We start from the raw sequence: 13,150 nt of genomic DNA on the forward strand, positions 1-13,150 counted from the left end.
GAGCGATCGAATGACACAGCAGTGGCGACAGCGATTCTCGGACCTGGTCGCGGGCAACCACAGCCCCACGGGTGACCCGGTGGACGCCGGCGCGCGCCTGATCGTGTGGGACCCGGACGGGACGGAGGTCTTCCGCGCCGCCCTCGCCCGGCACCACCGGGTCGAGGACGAGGATGAGCCGGATGAGCAGGTTCTGTGGATCCGGCCGCTGGTCGGCGGCGAGGACAACGGCGGCGGCTACCTGTTCAATCTCAACGCCACCCGCCGGCGCTCCCTGACCTGCGCTCGCGGCACCCTTGTCGACGACGGGGTGGAGATAGACCTGACCAGTGGGCAGCGAGCACGCATCGAGCCGGCCGACGGCCCCGAGCTGGAGCAGCTGATCCACTGGGACGACTTCACCAACCGGCTCGCCCCCGACGAGGACGCCGCGCTCAAGCGCCTGGACGCCGACTCATGGCATGGACGGTACGCATGAGGGTCCCGGCGCCGGCACCGAAGAGGAGCGGAGAGGGCGTGTTGGCATGATGGCCTCGAGGCCACGGCGGCCGCGCGGAGGAACCGGGAGGTCTCGCTGCGCCGGCTGCATGCCGAACGGCATCGACGCAAGGTCCAGACTGCGTCCGAGAGGAGGAAGAACATGGCAGATCGAGCCCACCCGGTAACGGAGCAGCGGCACGCCGAACTGCGGAGCCCGCTGCCGGAGGACGAGCGGAACCTGCCTGTCGACGTGCATTGGCTGCGCCGGCGAGCGAAGCAGTTCGCCTCCGTCTCGCAGCGAGACTTCCACCTCGTCCTGGACCTCGCGGCGTACGCGTCGATCAGCGGCATGCCGTTCCTCTCGCACTACGCAGCCCAGGTGTATCTGGGCCCGAAGAGCGCGCGGCTGAAGGTGCCGTTGATGGCCGTCAACCTCCAGCTGGTGACGACGCGCGAGGAAGCGGACCGCGCGCTGGCTCACGAGACCATGCACCTGGTCGTTCCGTCGTACGGTCACAAGGCAGCCGCGTTCGCCCGGGCCCAGCTCCTGCTCGACCAGGTCGGACAGCTCACCGCCTCGCCGGCGTAGTCCGGCGTCCACCGGCCGGCCGCGCTGCTGCTCTCCCCGGGGCAGCAGCTGGTCGGCCGTCACTTCAAGCGATGCGTTGCGTATTCGTCTTTCAATATGTATCGTGGTGCGTGTCGGACGGGGAAGACCTCGCCGGCCGGAGCCGCAGTTCGCGGCCATCGACTCCAGCCCTGGTGACCCTGACACGCGCCAGCGTGCCGATCACGGGCCTGACCCTTCTCGGAGACCCCATGCCGAGCACCATGAAGAAGCCCTTCAACTACGTCGAGAACGCAGCCGTTACGGCCGCGGTGAAGCGCGCCCGGACCGGTCAGCCCGCTCAGATCGGCCCGGACCCGGCCCTCCACAGTCAGGACGCCGAACTGCACTGGGTGGAGGCGGTGCTGCGCCACCGCCTCTCGCTGCGCTCCCTCAACCGCCCGGTCAGCATCCGTGCCAAGGACGACGACATCCATCCGCTCGTCGCGGACGGCCAGCACTTCCCCGCGGTGGCGCTGTCCATCCCCTTCGCGGACAGGACGCTGACCTTCCTCGCGAGCTACGACGACCGCCGCCGCCTCGTCTTCGACCTCCTCGCCCCGTGCGAGCGGTGCGGCGCGCCGGTTCCCGCCGAGGAAATCAACTCCCTTGAGGACCTGGGCGACTACCTCCTCCAGGCCCGCGACACGCTCGGGGGATCCCCCCGCCTCCGTACCTCCCCCGCGCACGCCGCGGGCTGCCTCGCACGCGGCGACTGATCGCGCTCCCCCCTTGCCCACTGGCGCCCCCGGCTGATGCAGCCGGGGGCGCCCTGCATGAAGCGACACCTCACCATGACGACAGCAATACCCGGCCCCTCCGCCGGCAAAGAACCTGTGCAGCACGAGCCGGACCCCCAGCCCACCCCTGACGCACACGGCCCCTTCGGCCGGGTCGTCGACGTCCGCAAAGACGCCCCGACTTCGGCGTCACCGGCGTGGGTGACGTGGCTGCTGTTCATGGTCCCGCTGTGCATCGCCGAGTTCCGGGACCTCCCGGAGTTCGAGATTGCGCGCGTCTCGACGCGAGCCGCCGACCTGATCGCCAGCCACGGCGACGACGCGCAGTACGGCGGCCACCACCAGCGCAGTGCGCGCACCGCCATCGCCAAAGGACTCGCCGTGCTCGCGAGAGCCGACGGCGGCGTGACCGCGCTGGGAATCCACGCGTGCGTCCGCCCCCATGTCGGCTGCCCCGGCATTTCACCCACCCACTCCTCCCCTTCGAAGCACGAGGAACGAGATGTCTGAGAACAACACGACCGGCAGCACCAAGCCCAAGCGGCTCCTCACCCAGAACTCGGACCTGAGGAGGATCGGCGTATTCAACTGGACGCTTCCGGCTTTTGTGATCGAAATGCCTGACGGCAGTCATTTCAACGTCTGCCCCCCAGGCGGGCGTGTGCGCCCAGTTGTGCTACGCCCGGGTCGGCACGTACCGGTTCAAGAATGTCCGCGCAGCTCACATTCGAAATCTTCTCCTCTGCCGGGACGCCCCTGAAGAGTTCGAGAGGCGAATGACGGAAGAACTCAGCCATAAGCGATACGCCGGAAAGTGGATTCGCTTGCATGATTCAGGCGAGTTCTTTTCCGATGAATACCTCCTCACCTGGACGCGCATCATGAGGAATTCGCCGGGAGTTCGTTTTTACTGCTACACCAAGGAAATCAGCCGCTTTCGTCGGCTGGTTGTGGACGATGCACCCGAAAATTTCCTCTGGTGCTGGAGCCTGGGCGGGAAGGAGGATCACCTCATCGACCTGAAGACCGAGCGGCACGCGGATGTTTTCCCGACCGTGGAGGCGCTGATCGCCGCCGACTACACCGACCAGACCGAATCCGACCTCCTTTCTGTTCTCAGCGAGTCCCCTCTTGTGGGAATCCCGGCCAATCGGATCCCGCACCTTCTCTCAAGAAGCAAGGGCAGGAGACATTCGGCAGCCTTCAGCGGGCGCGCGACAAGAAGCTCCGCGCGAAGAACTCGGGCACGGACCAGGACTTTGCCCTCGCGCACTGCTCACGTGGGGGTGTTTTCGGGGAGGGGCGGATCACCGCCCCTCCCCGAAGGCGCCCCCACGGGCACTGACGTTGCCTATTAGTCAAACGTGATGTACTTTAGCGCCTGCCCCTGCACGATCGAGGGCGCCGGCGCGGAGAGGAGCCGGCGATGCCGGTCACAGCTCGAGCTCGTTCCATCCAGGCCCCCACCCTCGGGGCCACGACTACGGCCTGCGGGTTCACTGCCGGTCCGACAAGGAGTATCAGTGATTCCCGCCGACGCCGATGAACTTGTGACCTCGCAGGACATCGCGACCAAGTACAAGGTCAACGAAGCCAACGTGGCCTACTGGGTCACGCTCGATGGATTTCCGGAGGGATGGCCGTCCGGTCCCGGGCGAACCCTGGTCCGCGACGCTGCGCTGGTGGACGACTGGCTGCGCGAGAACCTCCCGGTCTACTGGGCGCAGGGGCAGGACTCGGACAACCCGTACGGCCTGCCTGAGGGCGGTCCGAAGGACCTGGTGAAGCTGTCGGACATCGCCGCCTGGGAGGGCAAGGCCCTCGGGCGGAAGGAACCGGTGCCCGAGGTCACCCTGCGGACGTACATCTCCCGGAAGAAGATGCCGGGGCCCGACCGCAAGCCGGGGGACGGGGAGCGGCCGGAGGTGACGGAACGCATGTGGTTCCGCGAGACGGCATACGAGTTCGTGAACCGGCCTCGTCGCATGCGCCGCCAGAAGACGTCCGAGGAGCCGGCGGTCGCTGAACAGGCCCCTGCAGCCGCCGACGAGAGCTCGGAACGTGCTTCCACCGCGCGGACGGGGTACGTCGATGCCCAAGCCATCGCGAGCACGTACAGCGTGAGCGGTCAGACGGCCAGGGGGTGGACCCGCGTTGAGGGGTTCCCCAAGGCCGGCGAGAACGGCTACAGCGCGGCCGAGGTGGACGAGTGGGTCCGGCACAACCGCCGGCGGTCCTGGACCGCGGCCCAGCGTCGTACGGAACTGACGGGTCAGGCGTGGCCCGAGACGCCGGCAGCCGACTCCTCTGCCGACGTCCAGGTCGAGCCGGCGCCGGCGGATGAGTCGGTGTCCGAAGCCCGCGGTGAGCAGACGGAATTGACCGCGGAGATGATCGGCCCGCGGTATGGCGTCTCCGAGCGCACCGGGCTGCAGTGGATCAGCGTCAAGGAGAAGCGAGACGGCAAGAAGGTCATCCGCCGGGCCTTCCCGACGCCCCTGCGCACCCGTCCGCGCACGTATGCCGCGCACACGGTCGACGCGTGGGTGAAGGAGCACCGCCCACACGTATGGGCGGCCGCCAAGGGCACCGGGCCGGCATTGGTCAACCCGCTGCCTGAGGGCGACCCCCTGGACCTGCTGGACATCTACGACTTCGCCGAGGTGCTGGGCATGGCCACCCGCGGCGAACCCCTCGCACGCGAGACCATCCACGCCTACCACGCCCGCGGGCAAGTCCCGTTCGCCGACCGGACGGCCGGGGACGGCGGAAAGCCCCGGGTCCTTCAAGACCACTGGTACCGCCGGACTGTCTACGACTTCGTCCTCAGCCGCAGGGGGTCCGGCAACTTCGACGCCAGGGCATAGCGGGTGCGCGAGGCACGGCCGGGGGCCGGCGGGAAGCCCGCCGGCCCCCATGGCGCGCGCGACCGGGCCCCGGGCCGCGCCGCAAGCGCGTCGCCCTGCCAGGCGATCGGCCTGTCACAAGTCCGGTCCCGGCGGGGGCCACGGGCTGCGCAGATGGCCCGGAAACGCGGAGCCCGTCGGCCATGTGGCCGACGGGCTCCGGGTGCATCTGCATCTGGTTGCTGTGTCTGTCCTAGCGGGGCGCTGACGAGCTGACGGCGCACCGAGAGGGGCGCGGTCTCCGCCGGAGACCGCGCCCCTGGTTTCAGCGGTGCCACGCACCGTGCCGGAATCAACCGCGCTTGCGGAAGAAGCGGCTACGGCGGGGGCGGGGCTGCGGCTGGTACGGCGGCTGCCCTGCCAGTTCGTAGACGGCGTCGTGGAGCTGCGGGTGCGCCAAGAGGGTCCAGTGCTTGCCCAGGACCGTCCAGACTTCCGTCAGGGCGGTGTGCGGGTCCGTTCCCAAGAGCGTGCTGTAGGCCGCCGCCACGGCGGGGGTGCGCGAGCGGCCCGCGACACAGTGGAGGAAGACGCGCTTCCCTTCCTTCCGGAGCCGAAGGACCTGGCGGGCCGCCTGGTCAAGGGCGTAGTGGAGGTTGGGGTTCGCGCCCTCCTTGTCGACAAGCCAGACGCGGACATGCTCAGCGTCGATCCGGGAGAAGACCGGGTCCTGCCCGATGCGGCACAGGGAGACGACGGCGTCGACCGGCGGGGTGCCGGTGAACTCGGTCATCGGGAGGTTGCCGAGGATGACCCCGGGGTCCTCCGGGTGAGCCACCGTGAAGGCCGCACCCGCATAGCCGGGAATCTTGACGCGCGGGGCCGAAGGCCAGCCGTCGCTGTCGTCGTCACCCTTGCGGGCGGTCAGGACGGCCAGACGGACGAGGTCGGGGCCGGACATCGTCGGCCAGCCGTTCACCGCCCGCTGCCAGTCGAGCGGGATGGCAGAAACGCCCCAGCGCGCCCCGAGAAGGGTGCCTGCGATCGCGGCCACGGTGTCGGTGTCGTTGCCCGCGCGGACAGCCGCCTCGGTGGCGAGCTGGAAGTGCTGGGCGGGGAACGAGTCGCGCTCCGGCGCCAGGTCGGGGACGGGCGTGCGGGTGATGGCGGACCACGCGGCCTGGAGAGCGGTGACCACGTACCCGTTCCGCTCCCAGTGGTGCGGCGGGTTCGCCTCGGCCTCGTCCAGCCTCGCGTGCCAGATCTCCTGCCGGTCTGCGGGAAGGAGCGCTACACCCTGGCGGACGCCGTCGAAGGTGCCTTCGAGTACGGCGATGCGGACGCCGGAGCACCACAGGATGCACGCCTCGGCGCACTCGGGGTCGGAGTGCGTGAGGGAGCTGATCATGGTGGCTGCCCTGACCATTCCCTCGACGTCGTCCAGGTAGGCGAGGGCGACGATGCCGGTCCGCATGAGGGAGCCGTTGCCCGCGCTGAACCGGGTGCGCGCGGTGTAGGCGTCGGCTGCCGCCAGCATGGCCTGTGCGGGTGTCCCCGTCTTGTGGGCCTTCGCGGCGCCGAGCACGCTGCGGGTCTGGTTCCCGATGTCGCTCGCGCCGCCGTCACGCCACCGGTGGAAGTTGCGGGCGATCTGGTCGAGCGCGCCGTCGCTGGTCAGGTCGGCGCCGGTGGCGGCGACTGCGGCGATGCACACGTGCATCTGCGTGTCGTCGGAGTACTCGCCCGGCTTGTACGGGCCCAGGCCGCCGCCGATCATGGCGGGCTGCTCGTCGGCGGTCAGTCGGCGGCCGAACTCGTAGGGCACGCCCAACGCGTCTCCGCACGCGGCTCCGAGGAGGACGCCGGCTGCGCGGTCGGTGGCGTGGATGCTGAGCGGGTGGGACGCCGGGATCGGGGTGGCGGCGGTGGAGTCAACGAGCTTCGTGTTCACGGGTGTTCTCCCGAGGTCATGTACCGCGTGGATGGTCTGAGGAAGGCGGTGGCGGGGAGCGCGGCATCAACTCGCCTGGCGCTCCAACCCGCTGTCGCTACGTCAGAGTGACACGGCTCCACCTCTCTCGTCAACATGACGATTAGCGTTGCGTGTTCTTTTTTTCGTGTGTACTGTGGTGGTTGTCGGAGGCGCTCACACCACTCCGTACGACGCGCCCCGTCTCCCTTCGCGGGCCCCACGCCAGCGCCCGACGCCTGGCGCCCAAGTCCCCTTACATGCATAGGAGTTCAGCCATGAACAAGGCCCAGCTCGTCGAAGCGGTCGCAGAGAAGATGGGCAGCCGCCAGCAGGCCGCCGACGCCGTCGACCACGTGCTCGACGCCATCCTCCGCGCCGTTGTCGCCGGAGAGCGCGTCTCCGTCACCGGATTCGGGGCATTCGAGAAGGTCGACCGCCCGGCCCGGTACGCCCGCAACCCGCAGACGGGTGAGCGGGTGCGGGTCAAGAAGACCTCCGTTCCCCGATTCCGCCCGGGGCAGGGCTTCAAGGACCTCGTCAGCGGCGCGAAGAAGCTGCCCAAGGGCAGCGAGGTGGCCGTGAAGAAGGCCCCGAAGGGCAGCCTCACCGGCGGCGCCGCCTCCGCCACCACGGCGAAGAAGGCGGCTGCCAAGAAGGCCGCGCCGAAGAAGCCCGCCAAGGCCATGAAGTCGCTCGCCTGATCCCCATCGCCGGACCCCCGTCCCTCTGGCGTTTCCATCTCGACGGCCGGGCGCTGCTGCGCCCGGCCGAATCGGAGAGACCCCCTGATGACCTATCTCGTGATCGACGGCGCCCGCGTCGTCTCTGCTCACCGAACTCTGGCCTCCGCCCGCTCAGGGGAGGCGCAGGGGCTCGGGCACAGCACCGAACCCGGCCCATCGGTCGGCGGCGTACCGGCCTGGTGGGCAAGGCCGCAACAGAGCGGCGCGCTGGCGGAGCTCGGCATCCTTCACACTGCCGCGACCGAGCTCGGTTTCCGCTTCGAGCTGCGCGCCTGCCAGGCGCCGGCCGGTTCCTGCACCCACCGGCCGTGCGCCACATACGCCACCTGGGCTGTCAGCCGCCGGTACGGACTCCTGAGCGAGCTGGCCGCGTTCGTGCCCCTGTCCTGGATCTGGGTCGGCCCGCGTAGCGACGACCCCCGCGGCGACGCGCCGCAGTTCCTCACCGAGGGGCGGGCCCTCGTCGACCGTCTGACGGCAGACATGCGGCAGCCTCTGCGCGCCGTCGAACAACTGCCGGATGACACCCGGACTCTGGCGGAGCGAGCCCAGTCCGCCCACGCCCGTGCCGTCACGTTTCTGGCGCGGCACTTCGGCCCCGACTCCGAAGCCGGGGGCGTCGTGGTCCGCCCGGTCCTTCACGGCCAGGACCTGCATCTGAGGCTGGACCCGTCAACTCCGGCGGACCTGGCCGTCTGCGGCACAGCGTTGCCAGGCCGCCGAGGGGATGCCACCGGCGCCGAACTGGGCGCACAGCCCTGTGACCGGTGCTTCGGGCGCGCCCCCATCGTCCCGCCCCCCGTGCTCGGCGCCGCCGAGTACGAGGCGTGGATCGCGTACATCCACCAGCCCGGCTCGTGACCGGCGAATCAGGGAGGAGTCACCTCGTGTCCGAGGCTCCAGCCACCGTCCTTGCCAGCTCGTCCAAACAGCTGGCGCTTCGCCTGCTCCGCCGCAGGTCCTTCGGCGCCGGCTACCTGACGCAGGTGATCGACCTCGCCATTCGGGAGGTGCTCCCCAGCCAGTTCGACGAACCCGACGAGCGGGAAGCGGCCCTGGTCCACCAGCGGCTGACCCGCTACGCCGCGAACGGGCAGCCCGGCTCCACCGAGCTGGCCCGCGCCATGCTGGCCGTCAGGCACGCCCTGGACCTCGTGCGGCACGGGCACTACCGGGCCTCCGCCGTTCCCGAGAGCGGACCCGACACGGTCGTCTCCGCGGAACAGCTGCTCGAACTGGTCACCGAAGTCGGCCGGGACCGAGTGCTCGCGGCGCAGGGGGGAGCCCTGGTCGTCATCGCGGAGAACGAGGAGGCCAGCACCGTCTACCGACCGGTGTCCGCCACCCAGACCCATGCCCTGCGAAGGGCCGCGCGCAGCGCCAAGGAGGAGGCGATCCGCCTCCACGAGGGTGCTGTTGAGGTGCTGCGCCCGCATGTGCGCATGGCTGACTGGAGCAAGGACGACGGGTACGGAGTCGCCGTCGACGTGGTGCGCCACGGCGTATCGGTGCAGTGGTGGCCGGCTGCGGTGCCGGAGTCCCAGGCGCTGTGGGAGCAGGGAGGAATCCGCGCGCTGTGCGTGGCGCTGCTGACGGCCCGGTTCGCCGTGTCATGCGGGGATGAGGGAACACCCCACGCCATCGTGTTGCGTATTTAGATTTCAATGTGTAACGTGTGGTGTCTGGTCGATCGGCCGCCCTCTCCTTCACAACCCGTACGTCGGCCTTCGCCGGCCTTGTGAGGGCGGCTGTCAGGCCGCTGCACCGCTGCGCGGCGAATCCCGCAGCCCTTCAACTCACCGCCCGGGCCACGAGCGCCCGCCTCGAACTGGGAGACCGCCATGGTTCTGAGCAGCCCCCAACCGCGCCGGACGCCGCCCCTCGACTCGCTCAGGGGGCTGGTGCCGGGCGCCGAGCTCGTCAAGGTCCGTGCCAACCCGAACAACTGGAGCCAGGCCGAGCTTCTCGCCGCCTACACGTGGCCGCAGCACCAGGGCGAGCGCTTGGTCTCCTTCGGCAACGGCAACTACTCGGACGACGCGCACCACACCGCGCTGACGATCGGAGAGTTCCTCGACCAGTACCGGCAGCTCCCGGTCGTCCGATTGCTCCAGGCCAGCGACTCCGCCTACACCTTCCTGGTCGAGCTCGCCCGCCCCTCCTGGGAGCTCTCCGGTGGTGGTCCGCAGTGAGCGTCCCGGCGATTCCCGCGGTGTGCGCGCACCGTCCCACCCGTGGCGGCCTGGTCGTCCCGTACGTCTCGTTCGAGCACAACGGCCTGCCGGTCTTCGGCGGGCTTCACCCGGGTAGGCGCGCCCGGGCCTTCGAGAACAGCCTGTGTCAGATCTGCGAACGGCCGCTGGAGCGGTGGTTCTACGTGCTGCTCCGCCCGCAGGACGTGAGCGTCGGGTACGCGCCGGAACCGGCACTCCACCCGCCGTGCCTGATGTATGCGGAGAAGGCGTGCCCCATGCTCAACGGCACCAGCGCCACCTACCGTCCGGGCGGCGTCATCGCCCGGCATCCGGCGGGGCGTCCGTGCGACGACCCGGCGTGTTCCTGCCCCGTCACGGCCCCCACCGCGGAATCCCAGGTGCGTGCCGGGCGTAAGGCCGACGACTGGGACGCGTGGATGCTCTCGGCGGACCAGTACGTGCTGCGCCGGGATGACCGCGGCGGTGCCGTGGGCATTCAGCTTCCTTCCGACCCGAAGCGCATCCGCCGCGTTCGGGTGTCCCCCGAGCGAAAGCGCGCCCTCGCCCTGGTGGCGGCGCTTCAGGCGCTCGGCATCTAGCACTCCCACTTCTACGCCCGGCGGGCCCGCCCGTGGCCGCCGGGCTCTGCCACCTACGAGGATGACCATGCTCGCTGAACGCTTCCGCCCCTCTGACATTGAGAAACTGGTGCGTATCGCTGGCGCCCTGGCCCACTCACAGGCCGTCGCCGAACTGCCGTCGCCGTACCGTGAACTCGCCCGGCGCGTTCACGCTGAGATCGTCGCCGAGGCCGGCGGCCGTCGGTCCCCGGCCGTCTCCGCCTTCCTGGCGCCTCGCCCGGGCGAGCAGGTGTGGATGCTGCGCATCTGGACGCGACACGAGGACTCCACGGCGCCGTACGCCACGAGGGGCGCTGCCCTCGATGAGCTCGCCACGCACGTGCGCAGCAACTGGGCCAACGTGGGCGGCCAGGGCGACGTGCCCGATGAGCCTCCGGCCAACGACGTGGAGGCGATCGACCTCTACTACGGTGCCGACGGCGACGCGGTGCCCGATCAGGGCTTCGAGCTGTACTCGGAGGAGATCGGACGGCCGCACCGCTCTCGGATTGTTCCCCTGAACTTCGCCTTCCCCGACGCCGTGACGGCCGATGGCCTCAATCGCGGCGCGGTCTTCTACGCCGCCGATGACGACGGACCGTCGTGCATCGAGGTGGCCGGTGTGCTCGTCTTCGGCTACGTGGACGCCGAGGACGGTGTCGTGCGGGTCTCGGTCCACCTCGACAGCGCCGACCCCGAGCACGTCGTTCGGCGGGACGGGACCGTACCGCTGCGCGTCGTCGTCGAGGACACCGTCGTCCTCGACGACCACAGTCACCACCACGCCCCGCACCCCACCGTGTTGGAGCAGCTCCTGGACGCTGCCGACCTGGAGCAGAGGGCCGTGATCTCCTCGGTGGCGGTCTCGGCGGGGCTGATGTGGAGCTGTCCGGGCTGCCGGTGGCCCAACCCGCGGGCGACGGAGGAGTGCGAGCGCTCCGGCTGCGGACGCAAGGTCAAGGCGGCGGCGATCGGTGCGCAGGCGGCAGCGCTCTCCGCGGTGCCGACTCGCGCGCTGGAGGGCCCGCGATGAGCGTCAAAGCCAAGTCCTACCCGCCAGCGCCCCAGCACCTCCGTGCCGCATGTGCCCATCCATCGGGGCACCTCACGTCACACGGCAGCCGTACCACGCTCCAGGTCTACCTGGACGACGGCCTGGTCTACCGCAACGACGGCGATGATTTCCGGCTGCCGGCGGAGTTGGCGCAGGCGCAGGGCGTCGGACCGTACGTCATCACCGGCGCCGGGCGGCGGGCGATCCTGAACGACTCCCAGCTGGCGGCCATCGACTCCGCGGACGAGGACGGCGCGCTGCGGGACGTCAGCTGGCCAACCGCCGCCGCCCTCACCCGTCTCGCGCTCGTCGAGTACCGGGACGCCGACGGCACCCCGCAGCCCACCGACGGCGACGACGGCCGTACCGGCCCGAAGCACCGGCCCTTCCTCACCCCCGCGGGCGTCGACGCTGCACGCGCCGCGAAGTCCCAGCCCTGATCCCCCTCTCCTTCGGCGGGTGCGGCCCTCCCAGGCCGCACCCGCCCCTCCCCCACAGGTACACCCATGACTTCCCTCGCCCTGTTCGCACCCGACCTCGACAAGGCCGGCTCCGCAGCGTCGTTCTCCGGCGTGCCGGCCCCGGCCGAGGTCGCCTCCGCCGATGCTCTGGAATCCTTCCGCGCGACGAAGCACAAGTCGCTCAACTTCGGTCTCGGCGTCGACTCGACGGCGCTGGCCCTGGCGATCATCAACGAACCGGCCGCCTTCGGGGTCGCCACGGACTTCTCCGACTTCTCGATCGTGACGGCGATGACCGGCTTCGAGTTTCCCGACACGATCTCCGACGTCGAGAACCACGTCCTGCCGCTGCTGCGGGAGAAGGGCATCCGGTACACGCAGGTCGCGCGCGCCGGCCACCTGGAGTCCGCCGGCGTCCAGGTCCTTTCCGACACCACGAATCCCGGCAAGGTCTTCGACCGCGGCCAGTGGACCCTCATGGACGAGCTGGAGGCCAACGGCACCGTTCCGCAGTACGCGGGCGGGCACAAGTGCGCGCAGAAGTTCAAGGCCTTCGCCATTGATGATCTTCAACTGCGGGAGGCCGGCGGCCAGACGGTCGGCAAGCTGTTCGGCTACAACGCCGACGAGCGCAAGCGCGCGGTCAAGGCCAACAAAGCCCAGGCCGAGCGCAACGAAAGGGCCGGCCGCCAGACGTTCGCTCTGGACTACCCGCTGCTCCGGCTCGGTTGGGGCCGCAAGGACGTGCAGGGCTACGTCAAGGACCGCCTCGGGATCGACATGTCCAAGTCATATTGTCCTGTTTGTCCGTTCTCTGGGGTGTGCTCGCCGCAGCCGGACCACCTGAAGCGGCTGCGGAAGTACCCCGACCTCGCGGCGCGCGTGCTGCGCCTGGAGTACCTGTCGATGGCCCTGAACGACAACAGCTCCCTCTACAAGGACGACACCTTGTTCCGGCGGGTCACCCACGACCAGAACACCGAGGCGCTCGGCCAGTTCGACGCCCGGCTCGACGAGGAGCCCTGGGCGGTCTACCGGGTGCAGCGCGTCTACACCGCCGGCCGACGGCCCGAGTGCAAGACCGATCACGGCGACCGATGCGCCAAGCCCGAATGCCGCGACAACGGCATCAAGGGCACCGTCTACCGGTCGGTGAAAACCGTCCGCACCGGCAGCCGCACCGAAGCCGGCACCTTCCTGACCACCGCGGCCACGGCGCTGAACCGCCCGGTCGAGCACTCCACGGACGCCCACGGCGCCGGCATCGCCCGCGTGCGCACCCGCGTCCGCCCGGACTCCAAGACGTACGGGACGGCCGAGGACTTCTACGTGACCGCCCCCGCCGGCGTGCAGGACAAGGCCCGCCCTGCCTTCGCCGAGGTCTGGGCCGCGATGACCGACAGCCAGTAGCACCCGAGCCCTGCGAGGAAAG

General features: G+C 69.9%; 15 protein-coding genes and 1 pseudogene. 15 read left to right on the forward strand and 1 reads right to left on the reverse strand.

Annotated elements, in window-relative coordinates; translation table 11 throughout:
• The first annotated feature begins 10 nt into the window (after positions 1 to 10).
• From OG293_RS39735 to OG293_RS39765, 7 genes are all read left to right on the forward strand, one after another.
• Complete coding sequence (locus OG293_RS39735) at positions 11 to 478, forward strand: hypothetical protein (protein ID WP_331752040.1); 468 nt, start codon at positions 11 to 13, stop codon at positions 476 to 478.
• Between the two features lie 162 nt (positions 479 to 640).
• The gene (locus tag OG293_RS39740) at positions 641 to 1,069 is read left to right on the forward strand and encodes a hypothetical protein (protein ID WP_024126979.1); all 429 of its coding nucleotides are present in this window, start codon (positions 641 to 643) and stop codon (positions 1,067 to 1,069) included.
• Positions 1,070 to 1,299: 230 nt separating this feature from the next.
• Positions 1,300 to 1,806, forward strand: a complete 507-nt coding sequence (locus OG293_RS39745) for a hypothetical protein (RefSeq protein ID WP_190149015.1) — start codon at positions 1,300 to 1,302, stop codon at positions 1,804 to 1,806.
• A gap of 75 nt (positions 1,807 to 1,881) precedes the next feature.
• Positions 1,882 to 2,337 (forward strand): hypothetical protein, encoded by a 456-nt coding sequence (locus OG293_RS39750; RefSeq protein ID WP_406003881.1) that lies wholly within the window; start codon positions 1,882 to 1,884, stop codon positions 2,335 to 2,337.
• Positions 2,330 to 2,587, forward strand: a complete 258-nt coding sequence (locus OG293_RS39755) for a GP88 family protein (protein WP_331752044.1) — start codon at positions 2,330 to 2,332, stop codon at positions 2,585 to 2,587. The genes OG293_RS39750 and OG293_RS39755 overlap by 8 nt, the downstream gene beginning before the upstream one ends.
• Positions 2,487 to 3,185, forward strand: coding sequence for a GP88 family protein (locus OG293_RS39760; RefSeq protein ID WP_331752045.1), 699 nt, complete (start codon positions 2,487 to 2,489; stop codon positions 3,183 to 3,185). Before OG293_RS39755 ends, OG293_RS39760 begins: the two co-directional genes overlap by 101 nt.
• 165 nt (positions 3,186 to 3,350) lie before the next feature.
• A complete protein-coding gene (locus tag OG293_RS39765; RefSeq protein WP_331752046.1) occupies positions 3,351 to 4,694 on the forward strand; it encodes a hypothetical protein in 1,344 nt (447 codons plus the stop codon).
• A gap of 331 nt (positions 4,695 to 5,025) precedes the next feature.
• Here OG293_RS39765 and OG293_RS39770 read toward each other — a convergent pair whose 3' ends face one another.
• Positions 5,026 to 6,624 carry an ADP-ribosylglycohydrolase family protein gene (locus OG293_RS39770; protein WP_331752047.1) on the reverse strand — a complete coding sequence of 533 codons (1,599 nt, stop codon included), beginning with the start codon at positions 6,622 to 6,624 and terminating at the stop codon, positions 5,026 to 5,028.
• Positions 6,625 to 6,920: 296 nt separating this feature from the next.
• Here OG293_RS39770 and OG293_RS39775 point away from each other — a divergent pair.
• The 8 genes and pseudogenes from OG293_RS39775 to OG293_RS39810 form a co-directional block, all read left to right on the forward strand.
• Positions 6,921 to 7,343, forward strand: a pseudogene (locus OG293_RS39775) (HU family DNA-binding protein); the annotation flags it as partial.
• 90 nt (positions 7,344 to 7,433) lie between these two features.
• Positions 7,434 to 8,249, forward strand: a complete 816-nt coding sequence (locus tag OG293_RS39780) for a hypothetical protein (protein ID WP_331752048.1) — start codon at positions 7,434 to 7,436, stop codon at positions 8,247 to 8,249.
• A 26-nt stretch (positions 8,250 to 8,275) separates the two neighbouring features.
• Positions 8,276 to 9,046, forward strand: a complete 771-nt coding sequence (locus OG293_RS39785; RefSeq protein WP_331752049.1) for a hypothetical protein — start codon at positions 8,276 to 8,278, stop codon at positions 9,044 to 9,046.
• Positions 9,047 to 9,229: 183 nt separating this feature from the next.
• On the forward strand, positions 9,230 to 9,580 hold the full coding sequence (locus tag OG293_RS39790) for a hypothetical protein (RefSeq protein ID WP_331752050.1): 351 nt from the start codon (positions 9,230 to 9,232) through the stop codon (positions 9,578 to 9,580).
• On the forward strand, positions 9,577 to 10,182 hold the full coding sequence (locus OG293_RS39795) for a hypothetical protein (protein ID WP_331752051.1): 606 nt from the start codon (positions 9,577 to 9,579) through the stop codon (positions 10,180 to 10,182). The genes OG293_RS39790 and OG293_RS39795 overlap by 4 nt, the downstream gene beginning before the upstream one ends.
• 67 nt (positions 10,183 to 10,249) lie before the next feature.
• Entirely contained in the window at positions 10,250 to 11,236 is a 987-nt protein-coding gene (locus tag OG293_RS39800; RefSeq protein ID WP_331752052.1) for a hypothetical protein, read from the forward strand.
• Positions 11,233 to 11,697: a hypothetical protein gene (locus OG293_RS39805; protein WP_331752053.1), complete on the forward strand. Its 465-nt coding sequence runs from the start codon at positions 11,233 to 11,235 to the stop codon at positions 11,695 to 11,697. Before OG293_RS39800 ends, OG293_RS39805 begins: the two co-directional genes overlap by 4 nt.
• A 66-nt stretch (positions 11,698 to 11,763) precedes the next feature.
• Entirely contained in the window at positions 11,764 to 13,128 is a 1,365-nt protein-coding gene (locus tag OG293_RS39810; protein WP_331752054.1) for a hypothetical protein, read from the forward strand.
• The last annotated feature ends 22 nt before the right edge of the window (positions 13,129 to 13,150 follow it).

Source organism: Streptomyces sp. NBC_00829 (assembly GCF_045161795.1).
In the GTDB taxonomy this organism is placed as follows: Bacteria; Actinomycetota; Actinomycetes; order Streptomycetales; family Streptomycetaceae; genus Streptomyces.